16 protein-coding genes and 2 pseudogenes are annotated in these 17161 nt (G+C 69.6%); 6 read left to right on the plus strand and 12 right to left on the minus strand.

Annotated elements, in window-relative coordinates; translation table 11 throughout:
• Positions 1 to 30 precede the first annotated feature (30 nt).
• The 7 genes and pseudogenes from G4G29_RS19500 to G4G29_RS19530 all read right to left on the minus strand — a co-directional run bounded on the left by G4G29_RS19500 (position 31) and on the right by G4G29_RS19530 (position 7462).
• Positions 31 to 891, minus strand: coding sequence for a metal ABC transporter permease (locus G4G29_RS19500; protein ID WP_183151268.1), 861 nt, complete (start codon positions 889 to 891; stop codon positions 31 to 33).
• Positions 888 to 1720 (minus strand): annotated as a pseudogene (locus G4G29_RS19505) (metal ABC transporter ATP-binding protein). Before G4G29_RS19505 ends, G4G29_RS19500 begins: the two are co-directional and overlap by 4 nt.
• Positions 1721 to 1765: 45 nt before the next feature.
• Entirely contained in the window at positions 1766 to 2737 is a 972-nt protein-coding gene (locus G4G29_RS19510; protein ID WP_345941123.1) for a metal ABC transporter substrate-binding protein, read from the minus strand.
• Positions 2738 to 2795: 58 nt separating this feature from the next.
• Positions 2796 to 4144 (minus strand): annotated as a pseudogene (locus tag G4G29_RS19515) (dihydrolipoamide acetyltransferase family protein).
• A gap of 28 nt (positions 4145 to 4172) precedes the next feature.
• Complete coding sequence (locus G4G29_RS19520; protein WP_183152906.1) at positions 4173 to 5138, minus strand: alpha-ketoacid dehydrogenase subunit beta; 966 nt, start codon at positions 5136 to 5138, stop codon at positions 4173 to 4175.
• Between the two features lie 11 nt (positions 5139 to 5149).
• Positions 5150 to 6277, minus strand: coding sequence for a thiamine pyrophosphate-dependent dehydrogenase E1 component subunit alpha (locus G4G29_RS19525; protein WP_183151269.1), 1128 nt, complete (start codon positions 6275 to 6277; stop codon positions 5150 to 5152).
• Between the two features lie 117 nt (positions 6278 to 6394).
• Complete coding sequence (locus G4G29_RS19530; RefSeq protein WP_183151270.1) at positions 6395 to 7462, minus strand: histidinol-phosphate transaminase; 1068 nt, start codon at positions 7460 to 7462, stop codon at positions 6395 to 6397.
• An 83-nt stretch (positions 7463 to 7545) separates the two neighbouring features.
• On the opposite strand from G4G29_RS19530, the gene G4G29_RS19535 reads away from it, so the two are divergent.
• The 3 genes from G4G29_RS19535 to G4G29_RS19545 are packed head-to-tail and all read left to right on the plus strand — an operon-like array spanning position 7546 to position 8575.
• On the plus strand, positions 7546 to 7752 hold the full coding sequence (locus G4G29_RS19535; RefSeq protein WP_183151271.1) for a ribbon-helix-helix protein, CopG family: 207 nt from the start codon (positions 7546 to 7548) through the stop codon (positions 7750 to 7752).
• 3 nt (positions 7753 to 7755) lie between these two features.
• Positions 7756 to 8136: a type II toxin-antitoxin system death-on-curing family toxin gene (locus G4G29_RS19540; RefSeq protein ID WP_183151272.1), complete on the plus strand. Its 381-nt coding sequence runs from the start codon at positions 7756 to 7758 to the stop codon at positions 8134 to 8136.
• 34 nt (positions 8137 to 8170) lie between these two features.
• A complete protein-coding gene (locus G4G29_RS19545) occupies positions 8171 to 8575 on the plus strand; it encodes a phage holin family protein (RefSeq protein WP_183151273.1) in 405 nt (134 codons plus the stop codon).
• Positions 8576 to 8747: 172 nt separating this feature from the next.
• Here the strand turns inward: G4G29_RS19545 and G4G29_RS19550 are convergent, their stop codons facing one another.
• From G4G29_RS19550 to G4G29_RS19560, 3 genes are all read right to left on the minus strand, one after another.
• Positions 8748 to 9107, minus strand: coding sequence for a hypothetical protein (locus G4G29_RS19550; RefSeq protein ID WP_183151274.1), 360 nt, complete (start codon positions 9105 to 9107; stop codon positions 8748 to 8750).
• A 255-nt stretch (positions 9108 to 9362) separates the two neighbouring features.
• Positions 9363 to 9866 (minus strand): hypothetical protein, encoded by a 504-nt coding sequence (locus G4G29_RS19555; RefSeq protein ID WP_183151275.1) that lies wholly within the window; start codon positions 9864 to 9866, stop codon positions 9363 to 9365.
• A complete protein-coding gene (locus tag G4G29_RS19560; protein ID WP_183151276.1) occupies positions 9863 to 10009 on the minus strand; it encodes a hypothetical protein in 147 nt (48 codons plus the stop codon). Before G4G29_RS19560 ends, G4G29_RS19555 begins: the two co-directional genes overlap by 4 nt.
• Positions 10010 to 10280: 271 nt before the next feature.
• On the opposite strand from G4G29_RS19560, the gene G4G29_RS19565 reads away from it, so the two are divergent.
• Positions 10281 to 10820 (plus strand): low molecular weight protein-tyrosine-phosphatase, encoded by a 540-nt coding sequence (locus G4G29_RS19565; protein ID WP_274601203.1) that lies wholly within the window; start codon positions 10281 to 10283, stop codon positions 10818 to 10820.
• Positions 10817 to 12199: an adenylosuccinate lyase gene (gene purB, locus G4G29_RS19570; protein WP_183152908.1), complete on the plus strand. Its 1383-nt coding sequence runs from the start codon at positions 10817 to 10819 to the stop codon at positions 12197 to 12199. The genes G4G29_RS19565 and purB overlap by 4 nt, the downstream gene beginning before the upstream one ends.
• 22 nt (positions 12200 to 12221) lie before the next feature.
• Here purB and G4G29_RS19575 read toward each other — a convergent pair whose 3' ends face one another.
• Entirely contained in the window at positions 12222 to 13547 is a 1326-nt protein-coding gene (locus G4G29_RS19575) for an ectonucleotide pyrophosphatase/phosphodiesterase (protein ID WP_183151277.1), read from the minus strand.
• 292 nt (positions 13548 to 13839) lie between these two features.
• Here G4G29_RS19575 and G4G29_RS19580 point away from each other — a divergent pair, with 292 nt between their 5' ends.
• Complete coding sequence (locus G4G29_RS19580; RefSeq protein WP_210274211.1) at positions 13840 to 16059, plus strand: PQQ-binding-like beta-propeller repeat protein; 2220 nt, start codon at positions 13840 to 13842, stop codon at positions 16057 to 16059.
• Here the strand turns inward: G4G29_RS19580 and G4G29_RS19585 are convergent.
• On the minus strand, positions 16049 to 17059 hold the full coding sequence (locus tag G4G29_RS19585) for an Lrp/AsnC family transcriptional regulator (RefSeq protein ID WP_183151279.1): 1011 nt from the start codon (positions 17057 to 17059) through the stop codon (positions 16049 to 16051). The two genes, G4G29_RS19580 and G4G29_RS19585, sit on opposite strands and share 11 nt — an antisense overlap.
• Between the last annotated feature and the right edge of the window lie 102 nt (positions 17060 to 17161).

Raw genomic sequence — 17161 nt, forward strand, 5'->3', positions numbered from 1 at the left:
TCGGCGGATCGTCATGCCGTCGGTGAATCGTCAGGCAGGGACACGCCGCACACGCGCCCGCGTCTTCTGCACGATCCAGCACACGACGTAGATCGTGAACGACAGCGTGGTGATGTACGGGCTCACCGGCAGCGTCCCCGCGAGGGCGAGCAGGATGCCGCCGACCGCCGAGACGAACCCGAACAGCGCGGCCAGCAGCGGCACCGCGATGGGACCGGCGGTCACGCGCATCGCGGCGGCGGCCGGTGTCACCAGGAGCGCCATCACGAGCAGTGCCCCGATGATGTGCACGCTGACGGCGACGATGAGTCCGAGCAGCACCATGAACAGCAGGCTCACGGCGCGGGTCGGGACCCCGCGGGCGGCAGCCGACTCGGGGTCGAGCGAGTCGAACCGCAGCGGGTTCCACATGATCAGCAGCCCGAGCAGCACGACGATGCTGATGCCGATGAGCCAGCCGAGGTCGGGGCTCGACACCGACACGATCTGGCCGGTGAGCAGGCTGAACCGGTTGGCGCTGCGCCCGTCGTAGAGCGAGAGGAACAGGATGCCGAGGCCGAGGCCGAACGGCATCAGCACGCCGACCACCGAGTTGCGGTCGCGCGCCTTGGCGCCGAGGATGCCGATGAGGATCGCGGCCACGAGCGCCCCGCCGAGGGACCCGGCGACGACGCTGCCGCCGAAGAGGAGCGCGGCAGCGGCTCCGGCGAACGACAGTTCGCTCACGCCGTGCACCGCGAACGCGAGATCGCGCTGCATCACGAAGACGCCGATCAGACCGCCGACGATGCCGAGCACGGCGCCCGCGATGATCGAGTTCGAGAGCAGGGCGACGAGCTCGCCGTAGTCCTGGAACGAGAAGATGTCGCTCCAGTCGAGGAGAGGCCTCATGCCGCGCCTCCGTGCTCGTGGCCGCCGTGGTCGTGGTGGGGCTCGGCATCCGGGACGCCGACGACGACCAGACGGTCTCCGGCGCGCAGCACGAACACCGGAGTGCCGTAGAGGTCGGTGAGCACCCGGGTCTGCAGCACCTCGTCCGGCGTTCCGAGCAGGAAGCGTCCGCCGGCGATGTAGAGGATGCGGTCCACGCGGCCGAGGATCGGGTTGATGTCGTGCGTCACGAAGAGCACCGCCGCCTCGCGCTCACGACGCTGACGGTCGATGATGTCGGTCACGGCGAGCTGGTTCGCGAGGTCGAGGTTCGACAGCGGTTCGTCGCACAGCAGCAGGGTGGGTTCGTCGGCGAGCGCCTGACCCACGCGCAGTCGCTGCTGCTCACCACCCGACAGAGACCGACGCGGCGGTCGGCGAAGTGCGAGGCCCCGACCGCCTCGAGGAGACGGTCGACCTTCGCCCGGTCGCCGCGATGCGGGATGGGAAATCCGAACCGGCTGCCCTGCACCCCCAGAGCGACGAGGTCGCGCGCACGCATGCTCGTGTCGGGGGCGAGCGTGCGCTGCTGCGGGATGTAGCCGATGCGGGGGTTTCCGCGATGCACGGGCTCCCCGGCCACCCGGATCGCCCCCGACGAGAGCGGCTGCAGGCCCAGGATGCTCCCGCAGCAGAGTGGTCTTGCCCGACCCCGACGGACCGAGCACCGCGATGAACTCCCCGGCTGCACCGTGAGGTCGAGTCCCGACCAGAGTTCGCGGTCTCCGCGGTGCAGGGCCGCGTCGGTGATCTCGAGGACCGGACTCTCGCGCTGTGCAGCGCCGCTCACGACTGGACGGCGGCGGCGAGGCTCTGGATCGCGTCACTCATCCACTCAGAGTACGACGATCCGTCCTCGAGCAGCTCCGTGAAGGCGACGACGGGGATGCCGGCGTCCTTCGCCGCGACCTCGACGCGTTCGGTCTCGGCCCCGCCGGTCTGGGCGTTGGTCAGCAGCGGTGGCCTGTCCGTCTTCGATCACCTTCAGCGCCTCGAGCAGCACGGCGGGCGCGACGTCCGTGCCCTCCTCGACCGACTCGGCGAACCCCTCGGGAGTGACGTCGGTCAGGCCGGCCGCGGCGGCGAGGTAGCCCGGCAGCGGTTCTGTCATGAAGACCGTGGCGCCCGCGGCATCCGTCTTGATGGTCTCGAGGTCGGCCTCGAAGCCCTCCAGGTCGGCGACGATCGCGTCGGCGTTCGCGGTGAACTCCTTCGCGCCGTCCGGGTCGAGCTCGGACAGTTCGTCGGCGATCGCCTCGACGACGTGGATCATCGTGTGCGGGTCGAACCACACGTGCTCGTTGAAGCCCTCGATGTGGTCGTGTCCTTCGTGACCTTCTTCGCCCTCGGCGTGGTCGTGGTCGTGTGCGTCCTCTTCGGGGGCGTCGGTGGCCGACTCGTCCGCGTGATCGTGGTCGGCGTCCTCCTCGTGCCCCTCGTTGCCGGGGAAGTCGTGCGAGTACTCGACGGCCGTGACGACGTGCGGGTCCTGCGCATCCTGCAACAGGGTGTCGACGAATGCGTCGTAGCCGCCGCCGTTCTCGATCACGAGGTCGGCCTTCTGCACGGTGAGCCGGTCGCGCGCGCTCGCCTCGTAGGAGTGCGGGTCCTGGGTGGCGGACGTGATGATCGCTTCGACATCGACCCGGTCGCCGCCGATCTGCGCGGCGATGTCGCCGTACACGTTGGTGCTCGCGACGACGGTGATGGTGCCGTCGTCGCCCTCTCCCGCTGCCGGGGTGGAGCATCCGGCCAGCGTGAGGGCGGCGACGGATGCGAGGGCGAGAGCGAGGACGGGCTTCTTCATGCTCTCACTCTAAACGCTAATGAGAACCATTATCAAATCAGCTGTTCCGCGCGTCTCCTCAGTCGACGAGCAGAGCGGGCTCCTCGAGGATCGACGCCACATCGGCGATGAAGCGGCTCATGCCGTCGCCGTCGATCACCCGGTGGTCGAAGGAACCGGCGACCGTGGTCACCCACCGAGGACGCACCTCGCCGTCGACCACCCACGGCTTCTGGCTGATCGTGCCCATCGCCACGATGCCGGCCTCGCCGGGGTTGATGATCGGGGTTCCGGCATCCATCCCGAAGACGCCGATGTTCGTGATCGTGATGGTGCCGCCCTGCTGGTCCGCGGGTGAGGTCTTGCCCTCGCGCGCCGTGAGGGTCAAGCGGTTCAGCGCACGAGCCAGGTCCTTCATGCTCAGGTCCTGCGCGTCCTTGATGTTGGGCACCAGCAGGCCGCGCGGGGTCGCCGCCGCGATGCCGAGGTTCACGTAGTGGCGCACGGCGATCTCGGCTCCGGCATCCGTCTCGATCCAGGCGGCATTGACCATCGGGGTGCGACGTGCGGCCCAGATCACGGCGCGCGCCATGATCAGCAGCGGCGACACCCGGATGTCGGCGTAGTCGGGCGAGGCCTTGAGCCGCTTCACGAGCTCCATCGTGCGGCTCGCATCGATCTCCTTCCACACGGTCACGTGCGGGGCCGAGTACGCGCTCTGCACCATCGCGGAGGAGGTGGCCTTGCGCACGCCCTTCACCGGGATCGACTCCGTGCGGTCGTCGCCGGCCGCCGACGGACGGGTCGGCGCGAGGCCGCGCGCGAGCCCCGCAGGTGCGCTCTGCGGCGCGGGAACGGTCTCCTCGCGCACGGCCCCCACTCCGGCGTCTCGATGTTGCGGAAGACGCTGGCCTGCGAGGCGTGCTTGACCACGTCGTCGCGGGTGACCTCCCATCGGCGCCGGTGGGCGCGACCGTGGTGAGGTCGACGCCGAGGTCGCGGGCGAGCTTGCGGATCGGCGGCTTGGCGATCACGCCGACGGAAGAGCGCACAGGACGCTCGGCCGGGCGCTTGCGACGAGAGGTCGCTCCGCCGCCCGTGCCGTAGCCGACCAGCACCGAGCCACCGCCCTCTTCCGGCGCCGGAGCCTCCGCGGTGACGACGACACCCGGGCCTGCATCGTCACGCGTCGGTCACGAACGTGATGATGGGCGTGCCCACCTCGACCGTCGCCCCCTCCTCGACGAGGAGTTCGCCCACCACCCCGGCGTGCGGTGACGGCAGCTCGACGAGCGACTTCGCCGTCTCGATCTCGCACACCACGTCGTTGATCGCGACGGTGTCACCGGGGGCGACCTTCCATGCCACGATCTCGGCCTCGGTCAGACCTTCGCCGACGTCGGGGAGGTTGAAGTTCTGGGTGCTCATGACGAGTCCTTTCGGCCGAGCGACGGTGTCAGTAGGCCAGCGAGCGGTCGACGGCCTCGAGGATGCGGTCGGCATCCGGAAGGTACGCGCCTTCGAGCTTGGCAGGGGGGAACGGGGTGTCGTAGCCGGAGACGCGCAGCACCGGAGCCTCGAGGGCATAGAACGCGCGCTCCATGACGGTCGCCGCGATCTCGCCGCCGATGCTGCCGAAGCCCTGCGCCTCCTGCGCGTAGACCATGCGTCCGGTCTTGCGGATCGAGCCGAGGATGGGTTCGTAGTCGACCGGCGACAGCGAGCGCACGTCGACGACCTCGCAACTCGTGCCCTCCGCCTCGGCGAGCGCCGCCGCCTGCAGGAGCGTGGTGACCATGGCGCCGTGACCGACGAGGGTCACATCCGTCCCGGTGCGCACCACACGAGAAGAGTGCAGCGGGACGGCCGGCGCATCGAGCTCGACCTCGCCCTTCTGCCAGTAGCGGCTCTTCGGCTCCATGAAGATCACCGGGTCGTTCGAGGCGATCGCCTCCTGGATCATCCAGTACGCGTCGTTGGGAGTCGACGGCGAGACGACGCGAAGACCCGGAGTGTGCGCGAAGTACGCCTCGGGGCTCTCCTGATGGTGCTCGACCGCGCCGATGTGCCCGCCGTAGGGGATGCGGATCACGATCGGCATGCTCAGCGCGCCTTCGTGCCGGTTCGTCAGCTTCGCGAGCTGCGTCGTGATCTGGTCGAACGCCGGGAACACGAAGCCGTCGAACTGGATCTCGATGACCGGACGGTAGCCGACCATGGCCATGCCGATCGCGGTCCCCACGATCCCGGACTCCGCGAGCGGGGTGTCGAGCACCCGGCGGTCGCCGAAGTCGCGCTGCAGGTGCTCGGTCACACGGAAGACACCGCCGAGCTTGCCGATGTCCTCGCCCATGAGCAGGACCTTCGGGTCGTCCTCCATCGCCTTGCGCATGCCGGCGTTCAGGGCCTTGCTGAGCGGCATCGTCTCGAGGGTCACTGTGCTCCTCCTTCGAACGACGCCTCATAGCGGGCGCGCCAGGCCTTCTGCTCGTCGATCAGCGGATGCGGCTCGCTGTACACGTGGTCGAACATCTTGTCGGCGCTGGGCGGTCCGAGCTCGACGGTGCGCGCTCGGAGGTCTTCCGCGGCATCCGCCGCCTCGGCCTCCACGTCGGCGAACAGCTGCGCCGAGGCACCGCGCCCTTCGAGGAAGGCGCGCATCCGGACGATCGGGTCACGACCGGCCCACATCAGCTCCTCGTCGTTGCCGCGGTACTTGGTCGGGTCGTCGCTGGTGGTGTGCGCGCCGAGCCGGTAGGTGACCGCCTCGATCGCCTGCGGGCCCTTGCCGCTGCGGGCGTCGTCGAGGGCCACCCGGGAGACCGCGTAGCTGGCGAGCACGTCGTTGCCGTCGACACGGACACTCGGGATTCCGTAGCCGGCGCTGCGCTGGACGAGCGGCACCCGCGACTGCGTCGAGACGGGCACCGAGATGGCCCAGTGGTTGTTCTGGAGGAAGAACACGGTCGGTGCCTGGTAGCTCGCGGCGAAGACCATCGCCTCGTGCACGTCGCCCTGGCTCGACGCCCCGTCGCCGTAGTAGACGATGACGGCCTCGTCACGGTCCTTGTCGCCGGTGGCGGTGCGGCCGTCGAAGGCGAGCCCCATCCCGTATCCGGCGGCGTGCAGCACCTGCGACCCGAGCACGAGGGTGTACAACCGGGTGTTGCCGTTCTTGGGGTCGGTCGGGTCCCACCCACCGTGCGAGACGCCACGCATCAGCTTGATGATGTCTACCGGATCGACGCCACGGATGCGCGTGACGGCGTGTTCCCGGTAGGACGGGAAGATCGTGTCCTGCGCGCGGGCGGCACGACCCGAGCCGACCTGCGCCGCCTCCTGTCCGCGGCTCGGCGGCCACAGGGCCAGCTGCCCCTGCCGCTGCAGGTTCGTCGCCTGGGTGTCGATCGCGCGGATGACGACCATGTCTCGGTAGAACTGCTCGAGCTCTGCATCGCCGATCGCCTCGATCAGCGGGAGATACGGCTCGGCGGCGGGGCTGGGCGCGAAGGTCCCGGTCTCGTCCAGAACGCTCACAAGGGGTGTCTCGGAGGTGGTCACGGTCTCACGCTACCCGCGCCCGCATGCCAGGTCACGCATACCTAGGACGCCCACATAACTGCCCGGAAACCGGAGAATTCCGGGCGAAACGGGGCGCGGCGCGACGGTGGCGGCAGGTCAGCGGGCGGCCGCAGCGACCTCGAGCACGCGGTCGATGGAGTCCTCTTCGCCGACCGAGATGCGGATGCCGTCGCCCGAGAAGGGTCTGACGACGAGGTCGTTCTCCACGAAGGCGGCCGCGACGTCGTCGGTGCGCTCCCCCGCCGGCAGCCAGACGAAGTTCGCCTGGGAGTCAGGGACATCCCAGCCCTGCGCGCGGAGGCCGGCGACGAGACGGGTGCGCCGCTCGACGATCACGGCGACGCGCTCGAGGAGCTCCGCTTCGGCGTCGAGGCTCGCGATCGCGGCGTTCTCGGCGGCCGAGGTCACCGAGAGCGGGATGCCGGTCGTCCGCGCCGCATCCAGCACCTTCTCGTGACCGATCGCGTAGCCGACCCGCAGGCCGGCGAGACCGTAGGCCTTCGAGAACGTACGGAGCACCACGACGTTCGGGTGCTCCTCGAACACCCGCTCGGCGAGACCGTCGACCGCATCGGGGGCCGTGACGAACTCGGCGTACGCCTCGTCGAGGATGATCAGGATGTCGTTCGGCACGCGCTCGACGAAGGCGGCGAACTCGGCGCTCGTGATGATCGGGCCGGTCGGATTGTTCGGGGTGCACAGAATGATCGCGCGGGTGCGTTCCGTCACGGCCTCCAGCATCGCGTCGAGGTCGTGACGGGACTCGGCGGTGAGGGGGACCTGCACACCGGTCGCCCCGGCGACGAGCGGCAGGCTGGGGTACGCCTCGAAGGAACGCCAGGCGTACACGACCTCGTCGCCCACGGACGCCGTCGCGAGGATCAGCTGGTGCAGGATCGAGACACTGCCCGAGGCGACGTGCACCTGGTCGGGGTCGACGCCGTAGCGCGCGCCGAGTCGTTCGCGCAGCCGAGCGGCGGTGGCGTCCGGGTAGCGGTTGATGGGGGTGGTGCGCTGCAGCGCGTCGAGCACCGCGGGCAGCGGATCGAACGGATTCTCATTGCTCGAGAGCTTGAAAGCGTCGGGCCCTGCCTGCTTGCCCTGCCGGTACGGCGCGAGGGCGGCGATGGCGGGGCGGATGCGGGGCAGGATCGGCTCGGTCACGAGACCGAGTCTACGAGGGGAGTTCGCAGCGCGAGTCCGGGTCTCCTCTGTCGACACGCGAACTGCGGTGGTACCATTTTGGTATGGCGATGACGGTGCGACTCCCGGAAGAACTCGATGCCCAGCTCGAGGCGATCGCGCGTGCGCGGCACACCTCCAAGCACGCGGTGATCATCGAGGCCGCCGCGCGGTTCGCGAACAGCGAGTCCAAGACGGATCGAGTGCTCTCCCTCGCCGCCGAAGTCACCGAGCGCTACGCCGACACTCTCCGGCGGCTCGAAGACGCCTGACAGATGGCGACCGAGTACATCGAGCCCGAGCAGGCACTCGCTCTGATCGCGAAGCTCGGGCTGCACGTCCGCGATGAGGGGCTGCTCTTCTCTGCACTGGCTCGCCCTGCAGCCGGGATGTTCGGCGTCGACGCCTATCCGACCTTCGAAGAGAAGGCCGCGGCACTGATCAGTTCGGTGGCACAGAATCATGCGTTGTTCGACGGCAACAAGCGCATCTCCCTGTACCTGACGTTCATCTTCATCCGGCTCAACGAGTACGACGTCACCTTCACGAACGACGAGGCGTTCGACTTCGTCCTCGACGTCGCTCAGAGCCGGCTGGACCTGAAGGAGATCGCGCAGGTCCTCGCCTCGCATATCCGGGAAGCCGCCGAAGGCTGACTCTCGCGGGCGTCCGTGCGACACTGGTCGGACTATGCGCTTCATCATCCGCGTCGTCGTCAACGCCTTCGCTCTGTGGGTCGTCACGCTGATCCCCGCCCTGCAGGTCACGATCACGGCCTTCCCTCCCGGCGAGACCCTGCAGCTCGTGCTGACGCTGCTCGCCGTGGCCGCGATCTTCGCGCTCGTGAACACGATCATCGGCACCGTCGTCAAGATCGTGGCGTTCCCGCTCTACATCATCACGTTCGGGCTCATCGGCTTCCTGATCAACGGCTTCCTGCTGTGGCTGACCGCGTGGATCACGAGCGGTTTCGGATGGGGACTCGCGGTCGGCGACTTCTGGTGGGGAGTTCTCGCCGCGCTCATCATCTCGGTCATCAACGGCATCTTCGGGTTCATCCTGCGTCCGCAGAGCAAGAAGTCCCGCCGCGACTGACCCGACCATTGTGGTCATCCCGTCCGCTCCGCGTGGAACTCGGTGCGCTCGACGTCGACCGCTTCGCCGAGTTCTGCCCAGTACGCGTCGAGCGCCTCGGCGCGCGGATCCGGCGACGCATCCACCATCTCCGCGGTCTCGATGTACGTCTCGAGCGCGTGCGCCTGGAGCTTCAGGTCTTCGACGCCCGCTCGCGGATCGCCGACCCGCGACGCGGTGAAGCTGTCACCTGACCCCGTGCCCGCCGCCGACCCACCTCCCGCGAGCGCGGAGACGACATCGTCGGTGTGCCGGAGCTGAACGAGCGTCTGGTCGTCGCCGATCGTCGGCTCCTGCGGGCTTCCGCGGTCAGCTGCATCGTCACCTCGTACGGGCTCTCCATCGCCAGATGCGCGGCGATCATCCCGCCCTGCGAGTACGCGACGACGTCGACCCGCGCGCCGCCCTCCGCCCCCGCGGCCTCGAGCGCATCCAGCGTCGCCTCGTAGGACGCCGACTCCCGCCCCTGATACAGCTCGACGTTGGACTTCATGTCCCACGGCTCCTCCTCTCCGCCCGCCACGGCGCGGAGTCTCGGGTCCCCGTGACGTAGGCCACATAACGAGGCGCACCGTCGCGCATCGTGTACTTCTCGACGGCCACCTGCGCGTCGGATGACGGGATCCGCCGCAGTGCTCCGGCAAGGCTCTGCGGCGCTTCGGGGTCGATGTCTTCACCGCCGTCACCCGCACCGGGTCGGCCGATCCGTGCAGCGTCATGCCGGGAACCAGCTTTCCAGCCCCGGAGGTCACCCCCACGAGCGCCCCGGCCAGGAACAGCGGCGGCAGCAACCCCCGGCGTCGAACTGCTCGCCCAGCCCATCGAAACGCCGTTCCTCCCATCCCGCCACCAGATAGTCCGCCATGTCGGCGACCCTTCCGTCGGCCGCCACGAGTCGGTCGGCACGGGCGCTGGCGGCATCTGCTGCGGCCGCGTCGGTCAGGGCGAGCGCTTCCGCTCTGGCGCGCAGCTCGACCACCTCGAACGCGTCGGCCATCAGCATCACCCCGGTGCAGGCGCTGTCGAGTTCGGTGCGCAGCGCCTCGAGGTGCTCGTCGCTCCGCTGCAACGCCGAGGCATCGAGGTGCGGGCAGGCGGTCTGTTGCGCTGCGGCGGCACGGAGCGCGCGACCCACCGCATCACGAGCCTCCTCGTACTGCGCCGTCACCGCCCGCATCCGTGCTCCGACGTCGCGCAACTGCCCGGTGTCGACAGCGATGGCCCCTCCGTGATCGATCTCCAGTGCGCTCATCCCCTGCCTCCCGCACTCGATTCCCACGCACGCACGTTCAGCCTCCCGAACTCGGCGCCGGTGTCGTCGCGCATCCGGACGAGCAGCGCATGCAGTGCGCGGAACCCCTCGGATCGCCAGTCGGCCTCGTCGACGAGCCGCACCAGCAGCGCCTGCCTCCTCGACGGTCGACAGCGCCGCCATGATCTCGCGATGGATGACGAGGCGGGCCCAGAGGTCGTCGGAGGCGACGATGTGATCTCGTGCGACGGGGTGCATGGCTTCAGGTTCCCGGATCGTGACGTTCGCGGGCGCGATGCTCCCCTCGGAAACACACGAGCAGTGCAGAGCCGACGTGCGGATCTGCGTGTGCAGAAAAGGCCCGCGCTCCCGCGCGCGCTGTGCAGGAACGCCCGAGGCGGGCAGAATGTACCTGTGACGTCCCCGGTTCCCTTCCGCGTGATCTTCGTGTGCACGGGGAACATCTGCCGGTCCCCCATGGCCGAGGTCGTCTTCCGCGACCTGGCGGAGAAGCAGGGCCTCGGCCAGCGCATCGTCTCGCGCAGCGCAGGAACGGGAGACTGGCACCTCGGTGAGCGCGCCGACCACCGCACGATCGACTCGCTCGCGCGCCGTGGGTACGACGGCTCGCAGCACCGCGCGCGGCAGTTCACGGCGGCGACCTTCGCCGAGAACGACCTCGTGGTCGCCCTCGACCGCACCCACGAGCGCATCCTCCGCGAGTGGGCCCACGACGAGGACGAAGAGGGCAAGGTCACCCTCCTGCTCGCTTTCGACCCGAACGCGTCGACACACGATGTCCCCGATCCGTACTACGCGGGCGCGGAGATGTTCGATTCGGTGCTCGGTATGATTGAGACGGCGACTCGGGGCCTGTTCCGCCAGCTCGAACCCGCTCTTCGTCTCCCCCGCACGCCCCGGACCTTCGGGGCCCCATCAGGAGGACTCCCCTGACTTTCCAGCCCTCGCTCCCGCCGCAGCCGCTCAGCCCTCTCGACGGTCGCTATCGCGGCGCCGTCGCAGGTCTCGCCGACTTCCTCTCCGAGGCGGGCCTGAACCGCGCACGCGTCGAGGTCGAGGTGGAGTGGCTCATCGCCCTCACCGACCGCTCGCTGTTCGAGACGACTCCGCTGTCCGACGCCAACAAGGAGCGTCTGCGCGCGCTGTACCGCGACTTCGGACAGGCCGAGATCGACTGGCTCGCCGAGAAGGAGGCCGTCACCCAGCACGATGTGAAGGCCATCGAGTACCTCGTGCGCGACCGGCTCTCCACGCTCGACCTCGACGCCATCGCCGAGCTCACGCACTTCGCGTGCACGAGCGAGGACATCAACTCCGCGGCCTACGCCCTGACCGTCAAGCGCGCCGTCGAGGAGGTCTGGCTCCCGGCCCTCGACACCGTGATCTCGAAGCTCCGCGAACTCGCGGTCGAGCACGCCGACGCCGCCATGCTCTCCCGCACGCACGGCCAGCCCGCGACGCCCTCGACGATGGGCAAGGAGCTCGCGGTCTTCGCGTGGCGCCTCGAGCGCGTGCGCTCCCAGATCGCGGCATCCGAGTACCTCGCCAAGTTCTCCGGCGCGACCGGCACGTGGTCGGCGCATCTCGCAGCCGACCCCGACGCCGACTGGCCGACCATCGCCCGCGAGTACATCGAGGGCCTCGGCCTCGGGTTCAACATCCTCACCACGCAGATCGAGTCGCACGACTGGCAGGTCGAGCTGTACGACCGCGTGCGTCACGCCGGCGGCATCCTGCACAACCTCGCCACCGACATCTGGACCTACATCTCGCTCGGCTACTTCGCGCAGATCCCTGTCGCCGGTGCCACCGGTTCGTCGACGATGCCGCACAAGATCAACCCCATCCGGTTCGAGAACGCCGAGGCCAACCTCGAGATCTCGGGCGCGCTGCTCGCCTCGCTCGGCCAGACGCTCGTCACCAGCCGGATGCAGCGCGACCTCACCGACTCCACGACGCAGCGCAACATCGGCGTGGCGTTCGGCCACTCGCTGCTCGCCCTCGACAACCTGCGCCGCGGGTTGAATGCGATCTCCCTCTCCCGCGATGTGCTGCTCGCCGACCTCGACGTGAACTGGGAGGTGCTTGCCGAGGCCATCCAGACCGTCATCCGCGCCGAGGTCGTCGCCGGCCGTTCGACGATCACCGACCCGTACGCGCTCCTCAAGGAGCTGACACGCGGACACCGGGTGGGCGCCACCGACCTCGCCACCTTCGTCGAGCAGCTCGAGATCGGGGACGCCGCCAAGCAGCGCCTGCTGGCGTTGACCCCTGCGACGTACACCGGCATCGCGGAGCGCCTCGCCCACTAGCGAGACGCCCCGTTCCGGCCCGTCAGCCCCGACGGATCGCCTCCGTGAGCACGCGGCCCTCGGCGGCGGCCGGCGCGTCCATGCCCAGCAGAGCGGCGATCGTCGGTGCGATGTCGACATGCCGCGGGGCATGAGCGACGTGGTTCGGACGCACCCCGGAGCCGGCGAGCACGAGCACGGTCTGCCTGGTGCGCGAGACCCCGTGCACGCCGGACACGCCGTCCGACGGGGCGGCGCCGAGACTCCAGCCCTCGTCGGGCTCGATCACCAGCTCGCCGTACTTCGCCGACATGTGCATCGCCTGCTGTTCGACCTCGTCGTACACGGCGGAGATGTGCGGCATCGCGGAGACCGCCGCATCGATGGCCGCCGCGGCCGTCGGATCACCCGCCGCTTCGCCGACGAGATGCAGCGACCCGACGCCGCCCACGACGATCACCGCGTCGGTCTCGGGGCGTGGCGACTGCCCCGCGGTGAGCAGCTCGGCCTGATAGCCGGCGCCGGAGATCGTCGAGAGCAGTTCGTCGCGCATACCCTGCGTGAACGTCTCCATGCCGTGGTCACCGGTCACCACGAACGCCGTTCGGCCGAAGATCCCGGCGTCCTTGGTCGCCTGCACGAGACGGCCGATCTGCGCATCGACCTCGGCTACGGCCGCCGGCATACCCGGAGCGTCCTTTCCGTCGGCATGACCGAGGGCATCGAGCCGATCGCAGTACACCGCGATGAGGTCCGGGACGCCGGACATCTGCACGGCCGCCCCCGCGCTCATCACGGGGCGGCCCTCGATCACGGCGACCGCGTCATCGGTGCGCCGTGCGCAGTCCCCGCCCGGCTGCGTGTACAGCCCCTGGGGATCGCCGAACGCGGTTCCGTGGTTCTGCACGATGAACCACTGCGAGGACAGCACCGTCCCACCCTGCTCCCTGATCGACTCCGCGATGGTCGGCACCGCCAGGTCACGCTGCTGGGCCACCGCCACGCCCGTTGCCGGGTCGTAGAAGTAGGCCGCGTTGTCGTGGGTCTCCGGCCAGGCGCCCGTCGCGATCGATGACCAGGATGGGTTCGTGATGGAGGTCATCACTCCGGTCGACTCGCTGATCGCACCGCGCGTCGCGAGCGCGCGGAGGTTCGGCATCGCGTCGCCGGCGAGATAGTCGGGGTCGAAGCCGTCCAGGGCGATGAGCACCACGTGATCGGCCAACGGAGGCCGCTCGCCCCGGTCACCGCCCGCCATCGCGGCCGCCGGAGCCGCGCCGACCGTGGCGCCCGCAGCCAGGGCCACCGTGGCGAGCAGGCCGAGACCCCCTGCCGCACGCGTCCTGCTCCTCGTCGTGAACCCGCTCATGCTGCCTCTCCTCACGTCGCACGCCCGACGCCTCTCGTCGACCGACTGCGTACGACGGTGTCGACATCCGGCGGGAAGGATCAAGGCACGGGCGGCCGGGTGCAAGAGATCGCCCATCCGCTCACGCCTGCTGAGTGATTCCGGCAGGATGGGCGACCCGTCAGATGATCGGTTTCTTGCGAGCCGAGCCGCCGGGGTGTCGATCCCTCGCATTCCGCCGTGCTCACGGGACATGGCGGTCGCCGTCTCGATTGGGTGCTGCAGGAACGCCCACGACGAGGAGGAGCGGACAGTGGAGCACACAACACCGAACAGACCCGTGACAGAGACGCCGCTGACCAGGCGAGGATTCCTCGGTGTGACGACCGCGGGCATCGCCCTCGGAGCGGCCGCGGGCTGGGGCCCCTGGCCGGGTGGCGAGATGGCGTCCGCATCGACGGAAGAGACCTCGGAGGGCGCTCTGCGCTTCGCCGTCCTCACCGACACCCACGCCAACGAGGACGAGTCGGCTCGGATGACCAACCTGCGCCGGGTCTTCGCCGCGATCGAGGCGGAAGATCCGCAATTCGTGCTGCACTGCGGCGACATCACGGACTACGGCAGCGACGACGCGTTCGAGGCCTACCGCGACCTCATACCCGCGGCGCTCTGGAGCCGTCTCCGGCACGTGCCGGGCAACCACGAGATCCGCTGGGACACGAGTGCCCGCCGGCGGTTCCAGCACTGGTTGGGCCCCACGAGCTACGGCTTCGACGCCGGTGGCGTGCATTTCATGGCGCTCGATCCGACGCAGCTGCTGCAGGAGCCCGGTCTCTTCGCCGACGACCTCGCAGCCCTGAAGGAGGAGCTGAGCGAGGTGAAGGACCGGCCGTCGATTCTGTTCCTGCACTATCCGCTCGGCGGCGCCAACTACTACGTGAATGACACGGATGCGCTGCTGCGCACGATCGCACCGTTCCCGGTGCGCGGCATCTTCGCCGGGCACCGCCACCTCAACGAGGTGGATCGCTTCAACGGCCTCACCCAGGTGACCACCAACGCCGCCAGGCAGGGCCCCTTCTACCTCCGCGTCACCGAGCGGCGGGGCCAGCAGGGGCGTGCACTGCACGTCGAGCACGTGACCCTCGGCACGACCGACGCCGACGTTCCGACCGTCGAGTCGCTCGCCGAGATCCCGCTGGAGGCGCCGTCGAGGCGCACCGAGGCGATCCGCATCGCCCCGCGCCCCGGCGACACCGAGATCGCCCTCACCGCGGTGCCGGACCGTACCGCCGTCTCGGTCGAGGCGCGCCTGCACCCGCAAGCCGTGTTCGGCGCGCGGGACGAGACCGCGTGGATCCCCCTCGTGGCCCGCGGCCGTTCCTGGCACGGTGCGGTCGACCGCACCGGGGTCGCCGCCGGCGCACAGCGGGTGCAGGTGCGGGCCGTCGACGCCTCCGGCATGCGCCGAGAAGAGTGGGCGGAGGTCGAGCTCCCCGGTTCCACGCGCGCTCGCCTCGCGTGGGAGCTCGACATCGGCGGACAACTCCAGGGAGCGCTGGCGGTCAACGGCACGACAGTGGTCGCATGCTCCACGTCGGGTCGTGTCACAGCGGTGGATGCGTCGAGACGGGGCAGAGTCAGACCCCTCTGGACCGCCGACGCCGGAGCCGTGCATCGGGGCGCCGCGTTCACGCCCGACGGCAACCGAGTCGTCGTGCCCGGCGCGGACGGCCGTCTGCTGGCGCTCGACGCGCGCTCCGGTCATGCGGTGTGGACCAGCCACTTCGACAAGCCCGTCCTCACCACGCCGCTCGTGGCCGGGACCGATGGCGACGACGGCCGCATCCTCATTTCGGCCGAGGACACGCTGCGGTGCCTCGACCTGGACGGTGCGACCCTGTGGGAGGCTCCGGTGCCCGTGCGCACCGCGGGCCGCGCGGCCTGCGACGGCGATCGCGTGTACGTCGGAGCCGGCGACGGACGCGGGTACGCCTACGACCTGCGCACCGGCGCCGTGCTCTGGTCGGTCCTCACGACCGACCGTCCCGACCGGTACCGACAGCTCATCTACGGCCCGTGGGACGACTGGGTCGAGGTGCTCCCGACGGGCGCCGTGGTCTTCAGCACCGTCGTCGACGCCATCGCCGTCGACCCGCGCACCGGGGAGGAGATCTGGCGCTCACCCGGAAGCTACATCTTCGCCCCGAGCCTGCCGCTTGCCGACGGCGGGCTGCTGCTCACCTCCGAATGGGGCGTGGTCACCGTCGTGGACCAAGCCACGGGGGCCACACGGTGGAGTGCCCAGGCGGTCCCGCGTGTCGTCAACGCCGGGCCGGTCATCGATCCGCGCACGGGTGCGGCGTGGTTGGTGTCGGTCGGAGGGCTGCTCGCCGAGGTGCGTCCCACCGATGGGGTCGTGACGATCGATCGGCAGCTGTTCACCGCGAACACGTTCTCGACGCCGGTGATGGCAGCCGACAAGCTCGTCGTCGCAGCGCAGGACGGTGTCCTGCGCGCCTTCACCGTATAAGCGGCGCGGCCATGCTGTGCGGCTCCACCGCGGCGACTTCGCGGAGGAGACCCGCACGCTTGACCGACCGCAATGCGACCGCCACATCGGCGTGCTGGAGTCCGGGGAGACCGCCGATCGTCGCGGAGATGAACTCGTACAGCGCGGCATCCGACGCGAGCGCCACCTCACCGCACAGATTCCGGTCGCCCGTGGTGGCCGAGATCATCAGCATGGACGGGTGCTGCGCCAGCATCTCGCCCGCCCGACCGAGCTGCGTCGGATTCACGCTCAACGAGATGAAGGCGTTCACGGCCAAGCCGACTGTCTCGGGGTCGACGACGGCTCGCATGCGCAGAGCTCCCGATCCGAGCATCGCCTCTGCGCGACGCCGCACGGTGACGGCACTCGCGTCGCAGCGGTCGGCCAACTGCTGCCAGCCGAGGCGTCCGTCGCCCGCGAGCGCATCGGCGATCCGCTCGTCGAGGGCGTCCAGACGAACCGGCTCGCCGGGCAGGGGGTCCCGCCACGGATCGAGCCGCTGCGACCGCAGCTGCGACGCGATCTCCTCGGACAGCAGCGCAGGCAGCCAGCTGTGCGGCGTGGCGAAGCGGCGCACGACCTGGTTGCTCCAGACCGCCAGCACGCCATCGAGCGAGGGCAGCTGCTCGAGCGTGATGGCGAGCAGGTGATCGTTGGATGTGTAGTTGATCTCGGCGATGCAGTCGACGCTTCCCGTGACGAGCTTGACCGAGCCGCACTCCGGCCAGGCGGCCAGCCGCTGCGCCGACCGGTTGCCGTCGCCGGGGCGGCATCGCAGCCGCACGAACAGAGAGCGCGAGCGCGCGGTGGCCTCGCCGTCGAGCACGCCGATCACGCGGACGGCGCCCTCGCGGATCAGCCGGGCCACCCGGCGTGACGCCGTTGCCTCGGAGGTGAACACCGCATCGCTGATCTGGGCGTTGGTGGCGCGCGGGTTGGCCAGCAGCGCCCCGACGATGCGGCGGTCGAGATCATCCACGGATCGTACGATACCTTCACTATGACCGTTCCAGAAGACGATTCTTTGCATCGATCTGAACAATCTCACTAGAATCGCTCGCTTCACGGGAGGATCGCACCA

The sequence above is a fragment of the Microbacterium sp. Se63.02b genome, assembly GCF_014171575.1.
GTDB lineage: Bacteria > Actinomycetota > Actinomycetes > Actinomycetales > Microbacteriaceae > Microbacterium.